This is a genomic window from Sphingomonas sp. PP-CE-3A-406 (assembly GCF_003688625.1).
Classification (GTDB): Bacteria; Pseudomonadota; Alphaproteobacteria; order Sphingomonadales; family Sphingomonadaceae; genus Sphingomonas.
On the sequence record NZ_RCWY01000002.1, the window covers coordinates 1103984 to 1125233 of the forward strand.

The window sequence follows — 21250 nt, forward strand, 5'->3', positions numbered from 1 at the left end:
CCGGGGTAGTCAGAGGGAACGGACCCACAACCAGTGGAAATGGTTGCAGAATATTCACTGAAAATCGGCTATACGATGGTCCAAGAAACGGGGCAATTTCGGGAAAATCGATGCACGACGAGCAAGGTCCTGTGCGCGAGCGACGCGCGCTTCTGAAGAATGGTCTGGTATTGGCGGGGGCTCTGGCGGTACCGGGTGCCGTCTCCGCGACGACACGTCTCGGACGCCCGCTCACCGCGCGCGATCTGAAGCCGATGATGCAGCCACCGCTGCCGCGCACCACGGTTGCGCTGACCTCGCCGAAGGTGGTTCGTCCCGATCTGCTGCGGCAGGCGATGGCGTCGCTCAGCCGTCACGGCAGCCGCATCCAGCATCACGACCGGATCGCGATCGCCGATTTCGCGGCACCGTCGGGCAAGCCGCGGTTCCACTTCATCGATCTCGCCAGCGGGCGCAGCACGTCGCTGCTGGTCGCGCACGGCAGCGGGTCGGATCCGGCACATACCGGCTATCTGGAGCGCTTCTCGAACCGCTTCGGCTCGAACGCCTCGTCCGAAGGCGCGTTCGTGACCGACGACTATTATGTCGGCAAGCATGGCCGCTCGCAGCGCCTGATCGGGCTCGACCCGACCAACGACAACGCGTTAGATCGCGCGATCGTCGTGCATTCGGCATGGTACGCGAACAAGGACATGATCGAAACGCACGGCATGCTCGGCCGCAGCCAGGGCTGTTTCGCGGTCGGCGAACGCGATCTCGACCAGGTGTTCGCACGCCTCGGTGCCGGCCGGATGATCTACGCCGCCAAGGTCTGATACCGGGCGTCTAAACGGCGGTCTGGACCATCCGGCTCTGCTCCATCCGGTGGCGCGCACGACGCGCGCCGCCTATCAGCCCCGACCACAGCAACGCCTCCAGGCTGGCATAGCCGAGGCCAAGATGGTCGGGCCGCACGGCGAGCACATCGGCCAGCCGGATCGTCCCCGCGCGTAGCCCCACCCGACCGATATCGCCCCACCGCCGCGCGGTTTCCCAGCGGATCAGGCTGATGTCGTGCGAATCGCACCGATGCGTCGCCAGGAAGTCGGCCTGGATCACGCTCAGCGCGCTGCCCAGGACCGCGAGCGTCGCGCGATCCGCCACCGGCCGCTTGGCCATGTTGTGCGACACCATCAGCCGCGCGATCGTCTCGGCACGGTCGTCGAACAAACGGGCATAGCGCTCGGTCAGCACGCGGACCGCCGACGCCTCCATGGTATCCTCGAACCGCTTCGACACGCCACCCGGATGGACCCGGTACAGCACCAGCGGCGCATCGAGCCGGGCGATCGCGCCGAAATGGCCGATCCGCTGATACAGGTCGAAATCCTCGGCAAACAGCAGATCGGGTCGGGTGATCGGATCGAGCCGCCGCGCGACATCGGTCCGCATCATCGTCGACGACCAGACCAGCGGGTTCTCGATACAGGTCAGCCACGCGACCAATGCCGGCGTGGTCGTCGGTGCATAGCGCGACGGCGTGACCTTCCCGTCGCACAGGATCTCGGCGGACGTTCCCAGCAACACGGTGTCGGGATGCGCTTCGAAATAGGCGACCTGCCGCGCGAAACGATCGGGGCGGCAGATGTCGTCATGGTCGAGCGCGGCGATGTAGCGTCCGCGGGCCTCGGCGAAACCGCGGTTGCGGGTCCTCACCGGGCCGCCGTTCTTCGCCATCGTCACCAGCCGCACGCGCGGATCGGGCCATGCGCTCACCACCGCGCGCGTATCGTCGGTCGAACAATCGTCGACCACGATCAGCTCGAAATCGGTCAGGGTTTGCGCCGTGACGCTGGCCAGCGTCTCCTCGATCAGCGCGGCGCCGTTATAGGCCGCCACGACCACGCTCACCAGCGGAGCGGCATCGGCCGCGGTCACGCCGCCGCCCGGGCCCTGGACGGCAGGACCTGCTCGACGATCATCAGTCCGACATCGTTCTGCCAGAGCCAGAGCCCGTTCGCTTGCCCCGAGAAGCTCGATTCGCCGCCGAGCGGGCCCCACGGCACGAACCCTGCGGCCAGCCCGAGCCCGTAGAGACCGGCGACCGGCACGCCCTCCGCATCGACGATCCGGCAATGGCGGTCGACCATCGGCCTGCCGTCGTCCGCCGCCAACGCGATCGCCGCGCCGTCCTGTCCGACGATCGGCATACCGATGGGGCGATAGCCGAGCGCCGCGATCACCAGGTCCGCGTCTTCGATATGCGCGCGCGCCGCCGCGTCCTCGTCGCCCGCGATCCGGTGCAGCGCGACGCGCGGATCGGGTTTGCGGCCATCGATCTCCAGCATCCGCAGGACCAGATCGCGCGCTTCGAGCCGGAACCCGGCCAGCCGGTAGACGAACCCCGATACCGGGCAGATGTCGTCCGGGCCGAAATCGGTGAAGCCCTCGGCATGCGCGGCCTCGACCGAATGATAGAAGGGCCGCAGCGGCCGACGGTGGAGCAGCGTGATCGCGCCCGCGCCGAACGGCAGCGCCGGCTGGCTTTTCAGCAGCAGCGCGATCGTCGTCAGCGCGCTGGTCGATCCGCCGATCACCGCGATCTTCGGCGCGCGCCGGCCGGTCAGCAGATCGGCGACCTTCTCGAACCCACCGATCGTCAGGACGTCGTCGGACTGGAGCAACCGCCCGGCCGCGAGTTCGATCAACGGCGCGCCTGCCACGCTCTGCGCGGCGAGCCGTTCGAGCGGCTGATGACCGCCGGTCGCGACGACGACGTTGCGCGCGAGCTGTTCGAAGACATGGCCGTCGGCCAGCCGGCGAAGCTCGACGTTCCACAGGCCCTCGCCGACCCGTTTCGCGCCCAGCGCCTCGTGCCCGGTCAGAACCGTGCCGCCGTGCGCGCGGACGATATCGGTGAGCCGGTCGCCGGTCGCGCGCAACAGCGGCCCGACCTCGGTCAGCGGCACGCCGAGCGCGCCCTCGTGCGCCGCGACCGCACGCCCGGCGGGATGATCGACCAGCCGCGCGAGTTCGGGATGCACATTGTCGCGCACCGCTGTCAGGAACGTCTGCGCGGTCGAATCTGAGGTGATCGCATAGCGCCCCAGCCGCCCGCCGCCGATTGCATTGCCGCGCTCGATCACCATCAGCCCGGAGGCCGCGAGATCGGGGAGCAGGCCGCGCTTGGTGGCAGAGGTCAGCATCGCCGTCCCCGCGGGGCCACCACCGATCACGATCACCGAGGCGATCGCACCGGCGCCGCCGCGCACCGACGCGCGCCGGTCGCGCGGTCGGACGATCGCGGCGCAGGCGTTCGCAAGCGCTTCGCCGGCTCGTCGCGCGTCTGCAACCGACATCGCGTCGGTGATCGGCAGCGACAGCATCCGCCCCGCGATCCTGTCCGCGACGGGGGTCGGCTCGATCATCGCGGTCGCCTGGAACCAGGGCTGCTCGCCGAGATGCGGGCTGAAATAGCGGCCGCAGCCGACCCCGTCCGCCTCGATTGCCTCGACTATCGCGTCGCGGTGATGCGCGATGTGTTCGGGGAGAAGCACCGGCATGAACTGCATCGAGCGACGCCGGCCCGTCACCGCCTGGAACTGGAAATCGGGCAATGTCGCGCGGTAGGTCTCGTCGAGCACCGCACGGTGGTCGGCGATCGCGTCGATCTCGGCGAGCTTGGCCTGCGCGATGATCGCGGTGATCTCGGGCAGCTTGGCGTTGATCCCCGGCAGCGTCGCGCTGCGGCTGCCCTCGAACCCGAAATTCCCCATCGACCGCAGCGTCGCGATCAGATCGACGTCGCCGCTATGGATCAGTCCGCCCTCGCCCACCGCGAACGTCTTGGTCGCGTGCATCGAATGCACCACCGCGAACGGCGCGCGCGCACCGAAGCCGAGCCCGGCCTCGTCGAGCGTCCCCAGCGACGACGCCGCATCGATCACCACCCCGACGCCGTAGCGCCGCTGGAAATGCACATAGCGGTCGAGGTCGATCGCGTTGCCGAACGTCGCATAGGGTACCATCACGCCGATCCGCTCGCCGTGTCGCTGCAGCAACCGCTCCTCCTCGATCGCGCACGCACCCCAGTCGTCGGGATCGATATCGCAGATCAGCGGCGTCAGCCCCGCCCACGCCGCCGCCTGTGCGGTCGCGGCGAAGGTGAGCGCCGGCATCAGCGCGAGTGTCCCCTGCTTGGGGTTCAGCCCACCCGTCCGCATCCCCGACGCGTGGCGGATCGCGAGCATCAGGCCGAGCGTGGCATTGCCGACCGCAAGGCACGCGCCGTAGCCGCCGAACAGCTGTTCGGTCACGCCAGCCTCGAACGCGCGAACCTCCGGTCCGTTGTTGCTGAACACGCCCGACGCCTCGACGCGGCGCAGTGCATCGAGATGGTCACTCAGCCGCGGCGGATTGGGCGCGATCAGGGGGAGGCGTTTCATCGGCGGTCCGGTCTGTTGTGCGACAGGTCTATGACCCATCGGCTCCTAAGAACCAGTTACGCGGGCAAACGCCAAGAGGGGCAAGACAGTTCTTTCCTTACACCACCCCGGATCGCGTCCGGGGTGGTGCAGCAGTTTCAGCGCACCAGCGGCAGGCTGATATAGCTTTCGTCGACACCCGCGACGGTGATCTTCTGCGTCGCCTTCACGTAATCCTTTGGTTGCGCGAAGAAGATGTTCGGGACGAAGGTCTGCGGATTGCGATCGTAGAGCGGGAACCAGCTCGACTGGACCTGCACCATGATCTTGTGCCCCGGCAGGAACACATGGTTGGTGGTCGGCAGCGCGAACTTGTATTTGAGCGGCACGTTCGCGGCGATCGGCTTGGCGACCGCCAGGCTCTCGCGATAGCGGCCGCGGAAAATGTCCATCGCCACCGACAATTGATACCCCGCCATCGCCTTGTCGCCCGGCGTCACGTCGGGATACACGTCGATCAGCTTCACCACCCAGTCGCTGTCGGTGCCACTCGTCGAAGCGGTCAGGTTCACTTCGGGCACGCCCGCGATCGTCGTCGGCGTCGTCAGCGCGTCGGTGGTGAACGTCAACACGTCGGGGCGGCCGGAGACGGCACGCTGGTCGTCGACCAGCCACTGTTTCCAGGTCGATCCGGTCGCATAGGTCGGGACGGTCGGGCGCACGCGGTAGCTGACGGGTGTTGCCGGGTCGGAGATATAGTCCGCGGTCGTCGCCGCGCCGCCGGTCGCCTGGAACCCGAGCGTGCCGCCCGGCTTGAGATACAACGGCGTGCCCGCGGTTTGCGCGGTCGGCCATTTGTCGAGCCGCTGCCACTCGTTGCGCCCCGACTGGAACATCGTCACCGGCGCGACGTCCATCGCCGGCTGGTCGCTCCTCAGGTAATGCGCGAGGAACGGCGCGAGGACGTGCCAGCGCCACCATTTGGCGGTGTCGGCATCCCATTTGATCGCGCCCAGTGCGCTGCCGTCGCGCACCTCCTGGCCATGATACCACGGGCCCATCGACAGATAGACCATGTCGTTGGCGGTGTCCTTGGGCTCCAGCGCTCGGTAGACCGCGGGCGCGCCGTAGATGTCCTCCTGATCCCACAATCCGCCGACGATCAGCGTCGGCACCTTCAGCGGCTGGCCGGCGAGCACGGTGTCCATCGCCTGGCTCGACCAGAACGAATCATAGGCGGGATGCTGCGTGATCTTGCGCCAGAAACCGAGCTGTTCGAGCCCCTGCGCCTTGCCGATCGCCCCCGCCGAGCCGCCCTTCAGGTAATAGTCGTAATCGTCGGCGGTGTCGGTGATCCACGGCGTGCCGGCATCCTTGGTCGCTTCCTGGCCGAGCACGTACGGCATCATGCCCTCGCGGAAGGCGCCGTTGTGGAACCAGTCGTCGCCGCGCCAGCCATCGACCATCGGGTTCATCGGCACCGACACCTTGAGCGCGGGATGCGGATTGATCAGCGCCATCAGCGGCAGAAAGCCGTCATAGCTGATCCCGCTGATCCCGACCCGGCGGTTGGACTCAGGCACGTGCTTCACCAGCCAGTCGATCGTGTCGTAGGTGTCGGTCGAATCGTCGGTCTTGGTCGGGTTCTGCGCGGTGCCAGCACGCGCGGGGTTCATCATGTAGATGCCCTGCGATCCGTGCATCCCGCGGACGTCCTGGATCACGCGGATATAGCGTGCCGCGGCGATCACGTCGCCCGCGCCGTCGCCGTGCTCGAGGATGCCCGCATAGGTGCCGCTGTCGACCTTGGTCTGCGCGTCGGCGTCATAGGGCGTGCGCGTCATCAGGATGCCCGCGTCCTTCGCACCCTTGGGCACGATGATGACGGTGTGCAGCTTGACCCCGTCGCGCATCGGGATCTCGACGACCTTGCGCACATAGTCGTAGCCGACGTCGCGCGGCGCCATCTTGGCGGGGCGTTCGTCGTAATTCTGCGCGGTCGCGGGGGCGGTCGTAGCGGTAGCCAGCGCGGCGATCGCGCAGGCGGCAAACAAACGGGTCGTTGATTTCATTGTCTTCTTCCTTCCCTCCCGGACCGAAAAAGAAAAGGCCCGCCTTCCCTTGCGGAAAGACGAGCCCCTTTCGTAGCAATTTAGCCGATCAGGCCGTCCGCGTACCGGTCAGCGGGAAGCTGCCGAACGCGCCGGCGGCGACGCTGCCCTTGAGAACGTCGTCCTCGACGGTCGCCTTGCAGTCGAGCGTCATCGGCATCGGCACGGTCATGCTCTGCTTCCAGGTGATCGTGTCGCCATCGACGTCACCGGTAACGTCCATGCCACCCATCGCGCCCGACACCGCACCCGTGAAGGTGCTGCCGGCGCTGTTGACGGTCAGCGTCATCTTCTGATCGCCCAGCGGCGATTTGACCACGCAATCCCAGCTGCCATCGACGTTTGCCATTGCACTCTCTCCTGAAGCACCACCCAGGACGCCTGGGCTCTGCAATTAATTGGCGCCGGCAACCGACGCCGCGGAGATGACCTCGACCGGCAGGCCGATGCTGTCAAGCTGCGGTCGCACCGTCTTCGCATCGCCGACCACGACCCAGATCGTCTTCTTCGGATCGATCGCCTGCTGGATCGCGGTGTTGAGTTGCGGCAGGTTAAGTCCCTGATAGCGCTGCGTGATCGTTGCGTAGTAATCGTCGGGCCGCTTGAGCAGGTCGTTCTGCTGCATCGCGCCGAGCACCGCGTCGGACGTCTCGAAATTGCCCGACAGCGAACGGATCGCACCATTGATCGCACGATCGAACTCGGCCTGCGTCATCGGCTCCTTGCCGAGGAACGCGCTGATATCGGTGCGCAACGCAGCGATCGACGGGCCGGTCTGGTCCGCCTGCACCGGTGCCGACAGGATGTAGGGCGCGGCGTGCTCGACCTGCTGGAACCGCCCCGACACGCCGTAGGACCAATGCTTGCTCTCGCGCAGATCCATGTTGACGCGACCGAGGAAGCTGCCGCCGAGCGCATCGTTCGCCGTGACGATCGGCAACAGGTCCTGCGTACCCTTCAGGCCGGTCGGGATGCCGGCGAAGATCGCCGATTGCGGGCTGTCCGGCCGATCGACCAGCACGATCTTCGGCCCCGACGGCGTGACGGTCGCCGGGAAGACCTTGGCGCCCGCCGCGCCGGTCGGCCTCCACGTACCGAACCGACCGTCGAGCGCCGCCTTCACCTCGGTGAGCGGACGATCGCTGACGACGAAGATCTTCGCCTTGTCGGGCCGCAGCCATGCGTGCTGGAACGCGATCAGGTCCGATCGGGTCAGCGCCGCGACCGCCTTCGGATCGCCGCTGCCGATCGCCTTGGCATAGGGCGATGTCGGCCCCTGGATCAGCGGCGGCATGACGCGGGCGTAGATCCCGCCCGGGCTGGTCAGCTCCTGTGCGATCTGCGCGAGCTGCTGGTTCTTGACCCGCGCGACCTCGGCATCGGCGAACGCCGGGTTCTGCGCGATGTCGGCGAACAGGTCGACCGCCGGCGCGAGGTTCGCACTCGGCACCTGCAACGACAGGAAAGTCCGGTCGCTCGACGCACCCGAACCGATATCCGCCCCCAGCCGCTCCTTGGCTTCGGCCAGCGCGACCGAATCGCGCGTCGGCGTGCCCTCGTCCATCATCGCGAGCGTCAGCTGCTGCGTGCCGAGCTTGCCCGCGACGTCCGCCGCGGTGCCCGCATCGAAGCTCAACACCGCCTGCGTCACCGGCACCGCGGTGCGCTGCGCGTAGACCACCTCGATACCGTTCGCGAGGCGAGTCCGCTCGACGGTCGGGAAGCTCAGGCCGGCGACCGTGCCGACTCCCGGCAACGGCCCCCGCGTCCCCTTCGGCGGCGCTTCGGGTGCGGGGACGACGTTGGCCTTGGGCGGCACGACCGCGTTGGCATAGGCGTCGCGCGGCCCGGGCACGACGGTCAGCGAATAGGCGGGGCGCGACAGCCACTTCGCCGCCGCAGCCTTCACGCTCGCCGGCGTCTCGGCCGCCAGCTGCAACAGCTGTTTCTTGTAATAGCCGGGATCGTTCGAATACAGCGCGCCCTCGGCCAGCGTCACCGCCTTGCCGCCGAACCCGCCGACCGATTCCAGCCCTTCCATCGTCCGGGCCGCGGTCGTCGTCGCGACGCGGCTGACCTCGTCCGCGGTCGGGCCGTTCTTCAGGAAATCCGCGAGAATCTCGTCGATCCGCTTCGACACCAGCGCAGGATCGACCCCCTGCCGGACGATTGCCTCGATCTCGAACATGCCGAGCTGGCTGAAGCTGCTGTTGCTCGCCGAGATCCGCGTGACCAGCTTCTCCTTCTTGACCAGCGCGGTATCGAACCGGCTGCTGGCGAGGCCACCGAGCACGCCCGCCGCAACCTCCAGCGCGGTGCCGTCCTTGTCGTTCAGGCCGGGCACCACCCAGTTGCGGCTGATCATCACCGCCGCAACGCGGTCCTTGATCGTCTCGCTGACAGGGGCCGGCAAGGTCGGGATCGGTGCCGGCGGGACGATGCTCTGGGGCCCCTTCGGGATGCCGCCGAAATACTTCTCGGCGAGACGCTTGGCGGTGGCGGGATCGACGTCGCCGGCGAGCACGAGCACCGCGTTGTTCGGGCCGTAATGATCCTTGAACCAGTCCTTCACCGTCTGCAGCGAGGCGGCGTCGAGATCCGCCATCGAACCGATTGTGGTGTGGCCGTAGGGGTGATCCGCGGGGAACAGCCCTTCGGTGGTCTTGTACTGGGTCAGGCCATAGGGCTGGTTGTCGCCCTGGCGCTTTTCGTTCTGGACGACGCCGCGCTGTTCGTCGAGCACGCCCTGCGTGATCGCGCCGGTGAGATAGCCCATGCGGTCGGATTCGAGGAACAGCGCGCGGTCGAGGGCGGCGGTCGGCACCGTCTCGAAGTAATTGGTGCGATCATAATAGGTCGTGCCGTTGAAGTCGGTCGCGCCGACCTGTTTCAGCGGCTCGAAGAAGTCGCCGGGTGCGTTCTCCGACCCGTTGAACATCAGATGTTCGAACAGATGCGCGAACCCGGTCTTGCCCTTCGGCTCGAACTTCGATCCGACATTGTACCAGACCGACACCGCCACCACCGGCGCCTTGCGGTCGGTGTGCACGACGACGCGCAGGCCGTTCTTCAGCGTGAACTGCTGGTAGGGGATATCGACCGACTTGACGAGATCGGCGACCGGCGCAGGCTTTGCAGCTGGAAGAGCGCGGGCAACGGGAGCTTGTGCCCAACCCGGCGCGGCTGACAGAAACGCTGTTGCGGCGACACCGGCAAGAACCGTCTTTTTCGAAACCATATGCGTCAGTGATCCTCGCCTTAATTGTCACCTCACCATAAGTGCCCCGCGGGTTTGAGCAACAGAAATGACAGGCCGGCGATACGTCGAAATTCGCCGCGACGGGATCGCCGCATTCTGCATAACAGAATCTACGGCCTCCGGTATGACGCCGTTCGACTTAAAGACCGCATGATAGATTTTTCATCTTACGGTCGGCACCGCTTTTCGATGATCCGAGCCATTCTTCGGCCGACCGTCCGAAATCAGGACGATTAGCACTCGATCATGCTGATCGAAACTTTATCCAACATTTGCGCATTGTAAGGATTGCCAATTTATAGATGAACATTGTAGGCGCGCCGCACAGGGGCCATTATCACTTCAAGGATATCTCGTGACCGATACACTCAATACCGTCGAACTCGCCGCCGAACTGACCGCGGCATGGCTCGCGAACCCGAACACGCGGACCGCGGCAGACGACGTTCCGGCTTTTCTGCTTGCGATGCATGCCGCTGTCGCCAAGCTCGTCGATGCGGGTGACGCAGAGCCTGAGGCCGCGCCGGTTTCGACCGCAGAGCCCGCAGTATCGGCGCGCAAGTCGCTTGCCTCGCCCGACCACATCATCTCGATGCTCGACGGCAAGAAGTACAAGACGCTGCGTCGTCACCTTTCGACCAATGGCCTGACGCCGGAACAGTATCGCGAGCGCTTCAACCTGAAGCCCGATTATCCGATGGTCGCCGCAACCTATTCGGAAGCGCGTCGCGCGATGGCCAAGTCGATCGGCCTCGGCCGCAAGGCGGGTTCGACCGTCGAAAAGGCTGCCGGTTCGGCGGCAACGACGGTGCGCAAGACCGGCAAGGCAGCACTCGATGCGGCCAAGAAGACGCTCGGCAACGAGGGCTGAAGCACGGTCGGGGGAAGGTCGTCTTCCCCCGTCTGTCGGCCTGCAGCGATGGCTGCGCGGCCACGCGGGTCGACATTTTAAACGCCGCGCGCGTTGGTCCGATAGCGGCCTGCCCTGTCGGCAGGCCGCTATCGCCAGGTCACCGCATCACGCCAGGGCGCCTCGGTAGAAATCCAGCGTCAGCGTCATCGCCTGAAGGAACAGCGCGGGATCGTAGCGCGGCCCCTCGTCCCGCAGAAATGCGTGCTGTGCATTCAACTCGTGCCACGCATAGGTCGCACCGACCTCTTCGAGCCGCGCGCGAATACGTTCGCGACCGGCAAAGGGCACATGCGGATCCTGCCGCCCCCACACGAACATTGCCTGCGCCTTCAGCTCGGCCATACGCATCAGGCTGTCATCCGACCGCCCCGCGCCCAGCGTGCCCGAATGGATATCGGTCGGATAGAAGCACGCCGCCGCCGACACGCGCGGATCGAGCGCGGCGCGATAGGCGAGATGCCCGCCGAGGCAGACCCCGAACGTCCCGATCCTGCCGTTGCACGCCGGGTTCGCCAGCAGCGCGGTGACGCCCGCCGCCGCATCGGCGTCGAACGCGGCAACCGGCTTGGCGATCTTCAGCGCGTTGCCCCGGTCGGTGCCCGTCGGATCGTAGCGCAATACCGTGCCCGCCGGCTCATACTCGTGATAGACCTCGGGCACCGCCACGACATAGCCGTTGCCGGCGATCATCGCCGCCAGCCGGCGGATCGGCGCGGTGACCTGATAGATCTCCGAATACAGAAGAATGCCGGGAAAGCGTCGCTCGCCCGCGGGCCGGAACAGGTGCATCCGCATCGAACCGCCGTCGGGCATCGCGACATCCTGGATCTCGTCGCCGTGCAGGATCATCCGTTCTTCCTCATACCGGTGCCGGGCAAACGCCCTGGTGGCCATTCGACCGCGCACCCGAAAGCCGGTCGGATGCCCCGCGTCCTAGCCCGATACCGTTCGAACCGGCAATACGGCCGCCCGATGCTCGCCGCGATCCGCTAAGCCGCGAACTCGTCGGGCAGATACCGATCGGCGACGATCTCGTAGCGATCGCCGTCGACCAGCACCTGCGGGCTCAGCGCGCGACAATTATAGGTCGACGCCATCGCCGCACCATAGGCGCCGGTGGCGTGCAGCACGGCGAGATCGCCGCGACCGACGCGATCGATGTCGCGGGCGACCGCGAACACGTCGCCGCTTTCGCAGACCGGGCCGGCGATGGTCGCGACCATCCGCGCGCCATCGGGGACGACCGCCTCGAACCGGTGGAAGGCATCGTACAGCGCCGGTCGGGCGAGGTCGTTCATCGCCGCGTCGACGATGACGAAGGGTTCGTCCGCGCCCGGCTTCACCCAGATCACGCGCGTCATGAGCACCCCGGCGAGCCCGGCGACGACCCGGCCCGGCTCGAACGTGAGCTCGACGTCCCAGTCGCGCGTGACGCGGGCCACCATGGTCGCATAGTCGTCGAGCGACGGAACGATGTCGTCCGCGCGGTAGGGGATGCCGAGACCACCGCCGAGATCGACGCGGTCGATCGCGTGCCCCCGTGCGCGCAGGTCCGCCACGAGCGCACCGATGCGGGCGTACGCGACTTCGAGCGGGGCCAGATCGCGAAGCTGGCTGCCGATGTGGAGCGCGACCCCGACCAGGTCGAGACCGTCGATGCGCGACAGCCGGTCGTAGATCGCGGGCACGTCGGCGATCGCGACCCCGAACTTGTTCCCGCGGCGACCGGTCGAGATCTTGGCATGCGTGCCGCCGTCGACATCGGGATTGACCCGGAGCACCGCTGTCGCCCGCATCCCCCGCGCAAACGCCAGCGCCCCGAGCACCTGGCCCTCCTCCTCCAGCTCGAGGTTGAACTGGCCGACTCCCGCCGCGAGCGCATCGGCAAGCTCGCGATCGGTCTTGCCGACGCCGGAAAAGACGATGTCCGCCGCCGCGATCCCGGCATCGAGCGCCCGCCGCATCTCGCCGCCCGAGACGATGTCCGCGCCGAAGCCGCACCCGGACAGCAATTGCAGCACCGCGCCGTTCGGGTTCGCCTTGACCGCAAACGCGACGCGCACGCGGGGAAGGATCGACAGTGCCGTTCTGAACCGGTCTGCGGCATCACGCAGCGCGGCGGCGGAATAGACGTGGACGGGCGTGCCGACCGCCTCGGCGATCGCCGGCAGCGGTACGTCTTCGGCGCACAGCACGCCGTCCCGTGGTTCGAAATAGCCCATGATGTCTCGCAGTTCGGCGGTCAGGAGTACGGCGGAGCGTCGTCGTCAGGAATGCGGCGATTTGCCGCGGTCAGGCACGCGGCGGTTCGCGCCGCCGGCGCGTCCGACGCAGACGGACGGCGTGGATCACTTCGGCGGTATGACAATGGCCATGCCGTTCGGCACGGAGGGCGACGACGACGCGCTTGCCGTTGATCGCCAGCGTCAATCCGAGCAGCGCGATCGGAAACACCAGCATTGCCAGCGCCGCACCGTTCGTCGCTGCCGCCACGCTGCAGGCGCCGACGGTCAGCATGACGCCGATCGCACGCCAGAGGATATCGCGCCTGGTCATGCCGCGACACTCCGCGCGCAGGACACCGCCCGGTCGTCGATGACGACCCGCGCCGCTTTCCGCAGCGCGACAACCGCCTGAGGCCGGCGATCGTGCGCGGCACCGCCGTGGCACAGGACGATGTCCGCGGGCAGGTCGTGCTCGGCCTGCAACGCGGTCACCATGTCCGCCACCTCGAAAGACGCGCCGATCGCAGCGTCCGGGGCGCGGTTCGCGGCGGCCCGCGCGCGACCGATCGCGCTGGCCGATCGATCGATCCCGCGCACCTCGATCGCGGTAAAGCCGAGCATCCGCGCATGATGCGCCGCGGACAGCAGCAGCGTGCCGGCGCCGCACTCGGCATCGACGATACGGACCGCATGCCGCCCCGCGGCGCGCAATGCCGACAATGCGGCGGCGACCTGCAGCCAGCGTGGATCGTGGTGCGTCGACTTCGCCGCTGGATGCGACGCCGTGGTCCCCTTCACCGTCGTGATCGCGGTGCGCGACCGGACCGGCAGAGCATGAACGTTCATCGCCATCTCTCCGTCATGCCGCACGGGGCAGCGCGCGCTCGTCGCGACCGACCGGGGCGAACGACACGAGTGGCGTAAGCGGCATCGCGGCAACCTCGACGCTCGCATGGTAGATATCTCGCTCGGCCTGCGCATAGTGCATCGCCGCGGCGTAGGAGATGAAGCGGCCTTCGAGCGTTCGCCTGCTGTCCTGGACGAGCCAGTGTCCGGCGCGATCCTGGCCGACGAAGATGACGAGCCCGGTTGGATCGGGCTCCGATATGGGTTCAGACGACATGTCGCCCTGCTGCCTTTCGTGACGCGAGCATCGTGCCCGCCCCCAACATCTACGAGGCACGGCATAGGGATTCGAGATCGATCCGCGCCGATCGCATAGTGCAGGCATAGTGTCCGCTCGGTCGGTCGCGGTTTCGATTGTCCTCGCCGCATCACGCGCGCGATCGGGTGTTCGCGGCGTTCGTCGCGCACCATCGCCGGCTGGCGGGGCGCTCGACGACGAGAGTCCGCCATCCCCCTCGCTCCCCCGCCCAGAACGCGTCGCGTTCGTCCGAAACGACCGTCGACCCGATGATCAGCGGTATCGTCGAATGCCGTAATGCCGATTTCCAAACGGCTGGACGATCGCTACGGATTGCCGCGATGAATGCCGAAGTAAGCCCTGCTGCCAATACCTTACCGCCCCAACTGGCGTTTCTCGCCGGGGGCGGCGAGGCGGCCCGCCTGATCCTCGGTCGCGACTGGACGAGTCATCCGCTCGGACCGCCGGAAGGCTGGCCGGACATTCTGAAGTCCAATCTCAGCACGATCCTCAACTCGCCGGAATCGATGATCCTGGCGTGGGGCGAGGAGGACCTGACCTTCTTCTTCAACGACGCCTATTTTCCGCTGCTCGGGCCGCGGCTCGACTGGGCCATGGGAACGCCGTTCAAAACCGTCTGGCCCGATGCCTGGGAGCAGGCCAAGCCGATCATCGACGAAGCGTTCGCGGGGCGGAGCCAGCGGTTCGTCGATCTGCCGTGGAAGCTGGATACCGATCGCGGGCGTGCCGACACCTGGTTCAGTTTCTCCTACTCGCGCATTCTGGACGCGCGAGGTGCGATCGCGGGCCTGTTCGTGTTCACCAACGAGACCACCGAGCGCGTCCTTGCCGACGCGGCGCTGCGACAGAGCGAAGAGCGGCTCCGACTGGTGATCGAAGGGGCCAAGGATCATGTGATCTTCACCACCGACCCGGTCGGCATCATCACCACCTGGTCGGCAGGCGCCGAGGTCGTGCTCGGCTGGTCGGCCGACGAGGCGATCGGCCAGCCGTCCGCGATGATCCTGGCGGACGAGGACGACGTCACCGGCCCGAAGCTCCCCGCCCTGGGCAGCGCCGCTCGCCAGAATTCGGCGCACGACGAACGCTGGCACGTCCGGCGCGACGGATCGCGCGTGTTCCTCACGGGATCGGTCCATCCCCTGCCCTACGACGCACAGGGAAAGCCGCGCGGCTTCATCAAGATCGCCCGCGACGAAACCGAACGACGACGCGCGGAACAGGCGTTGCGGGACAGCGAAGCAGCGGCGCTGGTCGATGCGCAGCGGGTGCAGCTTGCGCTCGCGGCGGGCGCGATCATCGGGACCTGGGTCTGGGATCTGCCGAGCGACCGCTTCACCGTCGACGAACCCTTCGCACGCGCGTTCGGCCTGGACCCGGCGATGGGCCGCGAGGGCCTGAGCCTCGCGCAGATCGTCGCCACCGTTCACCCCGACGATCAGGCCGGTCTGGCCGAGGCGATCAACGACGCGATCGCCCGCGGCGGCGGGTACGCGCATCAATATCGGACGCGGCGCGCAAACGGCGAATATCACTGGCTCGAGGCGAATGGTCGCGTCGATCACGCACCGGACGGCACGCCGACGAGCTTCCCCGGGGTCCTCATCGATGTCGAGGAACGCCGCAAGGTCGCCGCGGAGCGAGACCGTGCGCTGAACGAACTGCGCCGCTTGAACGAGACGTTGGAACAGCGCGTATCCGAGCGCACCGCCGATCTGATGCGCGCCGAGGAAGCGCTGCGCCAGAGCCAGAAGATGGAGGCGGTCGGCCAGTTGACCGGCGGCTTGGCGCACGACTTCAACAACCTGCTGACCGCAGTGACCGGAGGGTTGGAACTGCTCGCGCTACGCGTCGCGAAGGGCGAATACGACAAGCTCGATCGCTACGTCGCGATGGCCCAGACCGGTGCGAGCCGGGCCGCGGCGCTGACCCAGCGGCTGCTCGCCTTCTCGCGCCGGCAGACGCTGGCACCGACGCCGACCGATGCCGATCGCCTGATCGCCGGGATGGCGGAGATCATCGATCGCACGCTGGGCCCCGAGATCGAGGTGAAGATCGTCTCGACCACCGGTCTCTGGCCGGTTCTGGTCGACGCGCCGCAGCTGGAGAACGCGCTTCTCAACCTGTGCATCAATGCGCGCGACGCGATGCCGCATGGCGGGCGGTTGACGATCGCGACGCAGAACACGTGGCTCGACGCACAGGCGGCGGCGGATCAGGAGCTCCACGAAGGCGACTATGTCGCGCTGTACGTCACCGACACCGGCACCGGGATGACGCCGGAGACCATCGAGCGCGTCTTCGAGCCGTTCTTCACGACCAAGCCGATTGGCGAAGGGACGGGTCTCGGCCTCTCGATGATCTATGGCTTCGTCCGCCAGTCGGGCGGCCAGGTGCGGATCTGCTCGGAGGTCGGGCGTGGCACGATCATGTGTCTCTATCTCCCCCGCCACGACGGCGAGGCGGCGGTCGCCGACCAAGCGCCCGACGAGAGCGGCGTCATCCGGGCATTGCCGGGTGAAACGGTTCTCGTCGTCGAGGACGAGACCGCGATCCGGGATCTGGTCACCGAGGTCCTGTCCGAAGCCGGCTACCGAGTCCTGCAAGCCCCGACCGGCCCCGCGGGGGTAAAACTGCTTCGCTCCGATGAACGGATCGACCTGCTGGTCACCGACGTCGGCCTGCCGGGCGGACTGAACGGTCGCCAGGTCGCCGATGCGGGTCGCGCGGTCCGGCCAGACCTCAAGATCCTCTTCGTCACCGGCTATGCCGCCAACGCCGCCGTCGGCGCGGGCCATCTGGTCGAGGGCATGGAGGTCCTCACCAAACCGTTCAGCATCGCCGACTTCGAAAAGCGGATCCGCAGCATGATCGGGACCGATTGATTGCCGCGGGTGTGAGACTGAGTTGTGACGCTCGTATGCTGGTGCGGTGAGGATGCACCGCCATATGACGCGGGTAACAGCTAATTGATAGCAGCCTGGTTTTCAGTGATCCTACTTTTTCCGGATGAATCAGAAACCCCTCACTTCTCATATTTCCACGATCACATCGTATTCATCCTCATCGCTTTCGGCGATGTAGCTGCACACTGTTTCAAACGCCAAAAGATAGTGAATTGGGGAGGTCTGCTGCGCAGCTTCCGCCCTCCGCGATCGTCGCGAAGAAAGCTCAAGTATCGAGGAACGCGATCGCCCGATCGGCGAACAGTTCGTGATACTGGAAGATCCCGCCGTGCCCGGCGTCTGGGTAAAGGACGAGTTCGGCACCCGGGATGCGGCGCGCGAGATCCCGCGAATTCTCGCTCGGGACCATGATGTCGTGGTCTCCATTGGCGACGAGTACCGGCTGGCGGATGGCGCCCAGATCCTGCGCGGACTGTGCTCCCCAGGCCGTGATCGCCTTCAGCTGGCGCAGGAAGACTTTCGGCGTGACGGCGGCATCGCGGTCGACCTTGCGGGCTTTCAGACGCGCGAGGAACGCCTGCGCCGCGCGACGGCTGGGCTTGCTCGCGGTGAAGAACAGGAACATCTTCGGATCGCGGAACGTCAGCATGCCCTTGACGATCAGCGGCCAGGATACCGAGCCGACCTTATCGATGCCGGTACCGCCCGCCGGCCCGGTGCCGGTGAGGATCAGCCGGCGGACAAGCGCCGGGCGCTTCAGCACCATATCCTGCGCGACGAAGCCGCCCAGCGAGAAGCCCATCAGGTCGATCGTATCGAGCCCGAGCACGTCGATCGCCGCGAGCATGTCGTCCGCCATGGCCGAGACCGTGAGCGGTGCCTCGCCGCCCGACGCGCCGACACCGCGGTAATCGAACGCGAATACCGGCCGGTCGGCGGCCAGCGCCTCGACGATCGAAGGATCGAAATTGTCGAGGTTGGCGCCCCAATGGTTGAGCAGCACGAGGGGAACGCCGCCTCCCCCGCCGAGCTGCCGATAGGCAAAGCGGGTGCCCGCAGCCACTACCGTTCTCGTGGCGACGCTGGCCCACGCGCCCCGGGACGATTGCGTCTTGGTCATCGTGGAGTCCTTGGTTTTAGTCGGGAGCATGGGCTGGGTGCGGGTCGCCGTCCCGTCACGAGCGGGCCGTCACGGGCGGACCGTCACGACGACCTTGCCCTTGGCGCGGCCGGAATCGACATAGTCCACCGCGTCGTTGAGACTTTCGAACGGGACCGTGCGATCGACGACGGCCTGGATCGCCCCCTGATCGATCAGCGCGCCAAGCTTGCCCAACTGCTCGCCATCGGCGTGCATGAACAGGAACGAATAGGCGACGTCTTGCCGCTTCGCCTTGCGCCGGATCCCCGCACTCATCAGGCGCAGGACGAGCCGTATGACCGGGTTCAATCCCTGCGCCTCGGCGAATGCCGGGTCCGGCGGTCCCGATATCGAGATCAGCTTGCCGCCCGGTTTCAACACCACGAGCGACTTTTCGAGCGTCTTCGCGTCCAGGCTGTTGAGGACGACGTCGTAGCCGGACAGCAGCTCGGAAAAGTCCTGCGTCTTGTAGTCGATGACGATGTCCGCGCCGAGGCGCCTGACCAGATCGGCATTGGCGGCGCTCGCGGTCGTCGCGACGGTCGCGCCGAGATGCTTGGCGAGCTGGATCGCGATCGTGCCGACGCCACCCGAGCCCGCGTGGATCAGGATCTTCTGGCCGCGTTTCAGGCCCGCGCGCTCGATCAGCACCTGCCATGCGGTCAAGCCGACGAGCGGAATGGACGCCGCCTCCGCCATAGACAGGCCGGCGGGCTTGGTGGCCAGATCGGCTTCGTGGATCGCGATGCGCTCGGCAAAGGTGCCGATCTGCCCGTCGCGCGGGCGGGCATAGACCGCATCGCCGACCTTGAAGCGACGCACGCCCGCCCCGACCGCCGTGACGATGCCGGCGAGATCATGCCCGAGGACGAACGGCGGCTTGTAGGGCAGGATCGGCTTGAACGCGCCGTCGCGGATCTTGCCGTCGAGCTGGTTGATCGCGGTGGCGTGGATCTCGACCAGCACCTCGTCGGATGCGGGTACCGGATCGGGCCGTTCGACCAAGATCAGCCGTTGCCCCTTGCCGTACCGTTCGAGCTGATATGCCTTCATGCTGCGCACTCCCGGGTGGCCGCCGCGACGGGATGATCGGTATAGCCCTTGGCGCCGCCGCCATAGAGCGTCTGCGGATCGATCTGCGCAAGAGGCGCTAGGTCGGTCGACACCGGACTGACACCGGCGCGATTGCGGATCGGCGGCGCCAGGACGAAGCGATTGGCGAGCCTGACGCATGCCGGATCATAAGACGAGAAGAGGCTGGATTCCGACATGGTGCGGATCTTTCGTGTGGAGGCTTGAGAGGCGATCAGGCGGCGTAGCGCGGTGCGGGACGGATCTCCCCGAAGCCCGGCAACATCGCCCGTCGCGCAGTCTGGAACGCGTCCCACAGATCGCCATCGTGCAGCGGCGGGATCGTCACGGCTTCGCGCGCATCGTAGCCGGCGAGTGCCGCGTCGACCATTTCGCCCACCTCCATCATCGGCGGCAGCGATGCCTCGTCGGCACCGGCGCGGCCCCAAAGCTCGGTCCGCGTCGCCGCTGGCAGCACCGCCTGCACGTAGACGCCCTTCGGCCCCAGTTCCAACGCCAGTCCCTGCGACAGGAACAGCACGAACGCCTTGGTCGCGCCGTAGACGGTCATGCCATATTCGGGTGCTAGCCCTACCGCCGAACCGATGTTGATGATCGCGCCATCGCCGCGTGCGGCAAGCCGCGGTGCCACTGCGCTCGCGAGCCGCGCGACCGAGGTGGTGTTCAGCGCGATCAGGCGATCGATGGCCTCGGTCGGCTGATCGACGAAACTGCCCCCCAGCCCCGCGCCGGCATTGTTGATGAGGATGCCGATGCTGTCGTCGTCGCGCAGCCGCGTCTCCACGACGGCCATCTGGTCGAGGTTCGTCAGGTCGGCTGGCAGCACGTCCACCGCGACGCCGGTCTCGCCGCTCAACGTCGCGGCCAGGGCATCGAGGCGGGCGGCATCGCGGGCGACCAGAACGAGGTCATGGCCGCGGCGGGCGAAACGATCGGCATAGGTCGCCCCGATGCCGGTGGAGGCGCCGGTAATGAGAATGGCTGGCTTGGTCATCGGATTGCCCTTTTCGAAACGGATCGCTATATTAATGACAGGCGTCATGAATAGCTAAATGTGATAACCATCATGAAACGTCAACAGAGAGCGGGAGATTATTTCGATGAAGGTCGGTCGCGAGCAGATGGTCGAAAACCGTCGCCGCATCCTCCAGGAGGCCAGCCGGCTGTTCCGCGACCGCGGCTTTGCGGCGGTGACGGTTGCCGATGTCATGAAGGCGGCGGGGCAGACTCATGGCGGCTTCTATGGTCACTTCGCTTCGAAGGACGACCTGATCGCCGCGACGATCGCGGATACACTAGCGGGCGAGAGCGCCGGCATGGCCGATATCGATGCGTGGACCGACGCCTATCTATCGCCGTTGCACCGGGAGAACCCCGACCAGGGATGCCCGATGGCCAGTCTCGCCGGCTTGATGCGCCACCAGACGCCTGAGGCGCGTGCGGCCATGACGCACGGGCTGAACGCGCACATCGACCGCTTCGCGCGCGGTCTGCCAGGCGACGGCGATCCCGAACGCCGCCAGGCCGCGATCGGCCGGTGGGCGGCGATGGTCGGCGCCGTCGTGCTGTCACGCGCCGTCGACGACACCGCGTTGTCGGATGAGGTGTTGCGGGAAACCCGGGCGTGGATCGCGGCGACGCAGCCCACCGTCCATGCCGATCACGAAGAGGACGCGCACACGTGAATGTGTCGAACGATCATGCGGATCGCGATGGCCATGACCAGTTGGCGGCATTGATGGCGACCAACCGCAATCCGCCGATCGGCGACTATGGCCCCGCCCGCTCGCGGGGTGCATGTCGCTAACCTTGCGCACCGCGGCTCAAGCCGCTGCGCCCAAGGCGGACGTCGCGATCTGGCGCCTGGATTGCGGTCAGATCCAGATGAACGACGCGGCTCTGCGCTCGAGCGTTAGGATCGGATCAACCTTCCGGAACTAATTTAGTAAAGCGGGCGGGGAGATACAAATGGCGGAAAGACTATCGCTATCGGCAGTAGGCCGAATGTCCGCCTGTGCGGCTGTCCTAAGCGCGT

The 21250-nt window shown here is 66.8% G+C and carries 20 protein-coding genes; 6 read left to right on the forward strand and 14 right to left on the reverse strand.

Annotated elements, in window-relative coordinates:
* Positions 1-110 precede the first annotated feature (110 nt).
* Positions 111-815, forward strand: a complete 705-nt coding sequence (locus tag C8J44_RS11440) for a murein L,D-transpeptidase catalytic domain family protein (RefSeq protein ID WP_056052493.1) — start codon at positions 111-113, stop codon at positions 813-815.
* 10 nt (positions 816-825) lie between these two features.
* On the opposite strand, the gene C8J44_RS11445 is transcribed toward C8J44_RS11440, so the two are convergent.
* The 5 genes from C8J44_RS11445 to C8J44_RS11465 form a co-directional block, all read right to left on the reverse strand.
* A complete protein-coding gene (locus C8J44_RS11445; protein WP_259466815.1) occupies positions 826-1917 on the reverse strand; it encodes a glycosyltransferase in 1092 nt (363 codons plus the stop codon).
* Positions 1914-4424: a DegT/DnrJ/EryC1/StrS family aminotransferase gene (locus C8J44_RS11450; RefSeq protein ID WP_121904548.1), complete on the reverse strand. Its 2511-nt coding sequence runs from the start codon at positions 4422-4424 to the stop codon at positions 1914-1916. Before C8J44_RS11450 ends, C8J44_RS11445 begins: the two co-directional genes overlap by 4 nt.
* Before the next feature lie 137 nt (positions 4425-4561).
* Positions 4562-6475, reverse strand: coding sequence for a CocE/NonD family hydrolase (locus tag C8J44_RS11455; protein ID WP_121904549.1), 1914 nt, complete (start codon positions 6473-6475; stop codon positions 4562-4564).
* 88 nt (positions 6476-6563) lie between these two features.
* Complete coding sequence (locus C8J44_RS11460) at positions 6564-6863, reverse strand: hypothetical protein (RefSeq protein ID WP_060525867.1); 300 nt, start codon at positions 6861-6863, stop codon at positions 6564-6566.
* Between the two features lie 45 nt (positions 6864-6908).
* A complete protein-coding gene (locus C8J44_RS11465; protein ID WP_121904550.1) occupies positions 6909-9752 on the reverse strand; it encodes a pitrilysin family protein in 2844 nt (947 codons plus the stop codon).
* A 376-nt stretch (positions 9753-10128) separates the two neighbouring features.
* On the opposite strand from C8J44_RS11465, the gene C8J44_RS11470 reads away from it, so the two are divergent.
* Positions 10129-10644, forward strand: a complete 516-nt coding sequence (locus tag C8J44_RS11470) for a MucR family transcriptional regulator (RefSeq protein ID WP_056052510.1) — start codon at positions 10129-10131, stop codon at positions 10642-10644.
* Positions 10645-10791: 147 nt separating this feature from the next.
* On the opposite strand, the gene C8J44_RS11475 is transcribed toward C8J44_RS11470, so the two are convergent.
* Complete coding sequence (locus tag C8J44_RS11475; RefSeq protein ID WP_121904551.1) at positions 10792-11535, reverse strand: dienelactone hydrolase family protein; 744 nt, start codon at positions 11533-11535, stop codon at positions 10792-10794.
* Between C8J44_RS11475 and C8J44_RS18485 the strand changes: the two genes are divergently transcribed.
* Positions 11524-11679 (forward strand): hypothetical protein, encoded by a 156-nt coding sequence (locus C8J44_RS18485; protein ID WP_183128759.1) that lies wholly within the window; start codon positions 11524-11526, stop codon positions 11677-11679. The genes C8J44_RS11475 and C8J44_RS18485 overlap by 12 nt on opposite strands.
* On the opposite strand, the gene lysA is transcribed toward C8J44_RS18485, so the two are convergent.
* From lysA to C8J44_RS11495, 4 genes are all read right to left on the reverse strand, one after another.
* Positions 11676-12908, reverse strand: a complete 1233-nt coding sequence (gene lysA / locus C8J44_RS11480) for a diaminopimelate decarboxylase (RefSeq protein WP_121904552.1) — start codon at positions 12906-12908, stop codon at positions 11676-11678. The two genes, C8J44_RS18485 and lysA, sit on opposite strands and share 4 nt — an antisense overlap.
* A gap of 70 nt (positions 12909-12978) precedes the next feature.
* On the reverse strand, positions 12979-13242 hold the full coding sequence (locus C8J44_RS11485) for a hypothetical protein (protein ID WP_121904553.1): 264 nt from the start codon (positions 13240-13242) through the stop codon (positions 12979-12981).
* On the reverse strand, positions 13239-13757 hold the full coding sequence (locus C8J44_RS11490) for a methyltransferase domain-containing protein (protein ID WP_121904726.1): 519 nt from the start codon (positions 13755-13757) through the stop codon (positions 13239-13241). Before C8J44_RS11490 ends, C8J44_RS11485 begins: the two co-directional genes overlap by 4 nt.
* 13 nt (positions 13758-13770) lie before the next feature.
* A complete protein-coding gene (locus tag C8J44_RS11495) occupies positions 13771-14034 on the reverse strand; it encodes a hypothetical protein (protein ID WP_056052519.1) in 264 nt (87 codons plus the stop codon).
* 362 nt (positions 14035-14396) lie between these two features.
* Between C8J44_RS11495 and C8J44_RS11500 the strand changes: the two genes are divergently transcribed.
* Complete coding sequence (locus C8J44_RS11500) at positions 14397-16961, forward strand: PAS domain S-box protein (protein ID WP_183128760.1); 2565 nt, start codon at positions 14397-14399, stop codon at positions 16959-16961.
* Positions 16962-17247: 286 nt separating this feature from the next.
* Here the strand turns inward: C8J44_RS11500 and C8J44_RS11505 are convergent, their stop codons facing one another.
* From C8J44_RS11505 to C8J44_RS11520, 4 genes are all read right to left on the reverse strand, one after another.
* Positions 17248-18045, reverse strand: a complete 798-nt coding sequence (locus C8J44_RS11505) for an alpha/beta fold hydrolase (RefSeq protein WP_220683106.1) — start codon at positions 18043-18045, stop codon at positions 17248-17250.
* A 126-nt stretch (positions 18046-18171) separates the two neighbouring features.
* Positions 18172-19176, reverse strand: a complete 1005-nt coding sequence (locus C8J44_RS11510) for an NADP-dependent oxidoreductase (protein ID WP_121904555.1) — start codon at positions 19174-19176, stop codon at positions 18172-18174.
* Positions 19173-19394, reverse strand: coding sequence for a hypothetical protein (locus C8J44_RS11515; protein ID WP_121904556.1), 222 nt, complete (start codon positions 19392-19394; stop codon positions 19173-19175). Before C8J44_RS11515 ends, C8J44_RS11510 begins: the two co-directional genes overlap by 4 nt.
* 35 nt (positions 19395-19429) lie before the next feature.
* The gene (locus C8J44_RS11520; protein WP_121904728.1) at positions 19430-20209 is read right to left on the reverse strand and encodes an SDR family oxidoreductase; all 780 of its coding nucleotides are present in this window, start codon (positions 20207-20209) and stop codon (positions 19430-19432) included.
* A 106-nt stretch (positions 20210-20315) separates the two neighbouring features.
* On the opposite strand from C8J44_RS11520, the gene C8J44_RS11525 reads away from it, so the two are divergent.
* Positions 20316-20900, forward strand: coding sequence for a TetR/AcrR family transcriptional regulator (locus C8J44_RS11525; RefSeq protein ID WP_121904557.1), 585 nt, complete (start codon positions 20316-20318; stop codon positions 20898-20900).
* Positions 20897-21022 carry a hypothetical protein gene (locus C8J44_RS18760; RefSeq protein ID WP_259466816.1) on the forward strand — a complete coding sequence of 42 codons (126 nt, stop codon included), beginning with the start codon at positions 20897-20899 and terminating at the stop codon, positions 21020-21022. The genes C8J44_RS11525 and C8J44_RS18760 overlap by 4 nt, the downstream gene beginning before the upstream one ends.
* Positions 21023-21250: the final 228 nt, after the last annotated feature.

Coding starts and splice junctions, on each gene's coding strand:
- C8J44_RS11440 (WP_056052493.1), top strand. CDS start 111: ATGCACGACGAGCAAGGTCCTGTGCGCGAGCGACGCGCGCTTCTGAAG.
- C8J44_RS11450 (WP_121904548.1), bottom strand. CDS start 4,424: ATGAAACGCCTCCCCCTGATCGCGCCCAATCCGCCGCGGCTGAGTGAC.
- C8J44_RS11455 (WP_121904549.1), bottom strand. CDS start 6,475: ATGAAATCAACGACCCGTTTGTTTGCCGCCTGCGCGATCGCCGCGCTG.
- C8J44_RS11460 (WP_060525867.1), bottom strand. CDS start 6,863: ATGGCAAACGTCGATGGCAGCTGGGATTGCGTGGTCAAATCGCCGCTG.
- C8J44_RS11465 (WP_121904550.1), bottom strand. CDS start 9,752: ATGGTTTCGAAAAAGACGGTTCTTGCCGGTGTCGCCGCAACAGCGTTT.
- C8J44_RS11475 (WP_121904551.1), bottom strand. CDS start 11,535: ATGATCCTGCACGGCGACGAGATCCAGGATGTCGCGATGCCCGACGGC.
- lysA (WP_121904552.1), bottom strand. CDS start 12,908: ATGGGCTATTTCGAACCACGGGACGGCGTGCTGTGCGCCGAAGACGTA.
- C8J44_RS11485 (WP_121904553.1), bottom strand. CDS start 13,242: ATGACCAGGCGCGATATCCTCTGGCGTGCGATCGGCGTCATGCTGACC.
- C8J44_RS11490 (WP_121904726.1), bottom strand. CDS start 13,757: ATGAACGTTCATGCTCTGCCGGTCCGGTCGCGCACCGCGATCACGACG.
- C8J44_RS11495 (WP_056052519.1), bottom strand. CDS start 14,034: ATGTCGTCTGAACCCATATCGGAGCCCGATCCAACCGGGCTCGTCATC.
- C8J44_RS11500 (WP_183128760.1), top strand. CDS start 14,397: ATGAATGCCGAAGTAAGCCCTGCTGCCAATACCTTACCGCCCCAACTG.
- C8J44_RS11510 (WP_121904555.1), bottom strand. CDS start 19,176: ATGAAGGCATATCAGCTCGAACGGTACGGCAAGGGGCAACGGCTGATC.
- C8J44_RS11515 (WP_121904556.1), bottom strand. CDS start 19,394: ATGTCGGAATCCAGCCTCTTCTCGTCTTATGATCCGGCATGCGTCAGG.
- C8J44_RS11520 (WP_121904728.1), bottom strand. CDS start 20,209: ATGACCAAGCCAGCCATTCTCATTACCGGCGCCTCCACCGGCATCGGG.
- C8J44_RS11525 (WP_121904557.1), top strand. CDS start 20,316: ATGAAGGTCGGTCGCGAGCAGATGGTCGAAAACCGTCGCCGCATCCTC.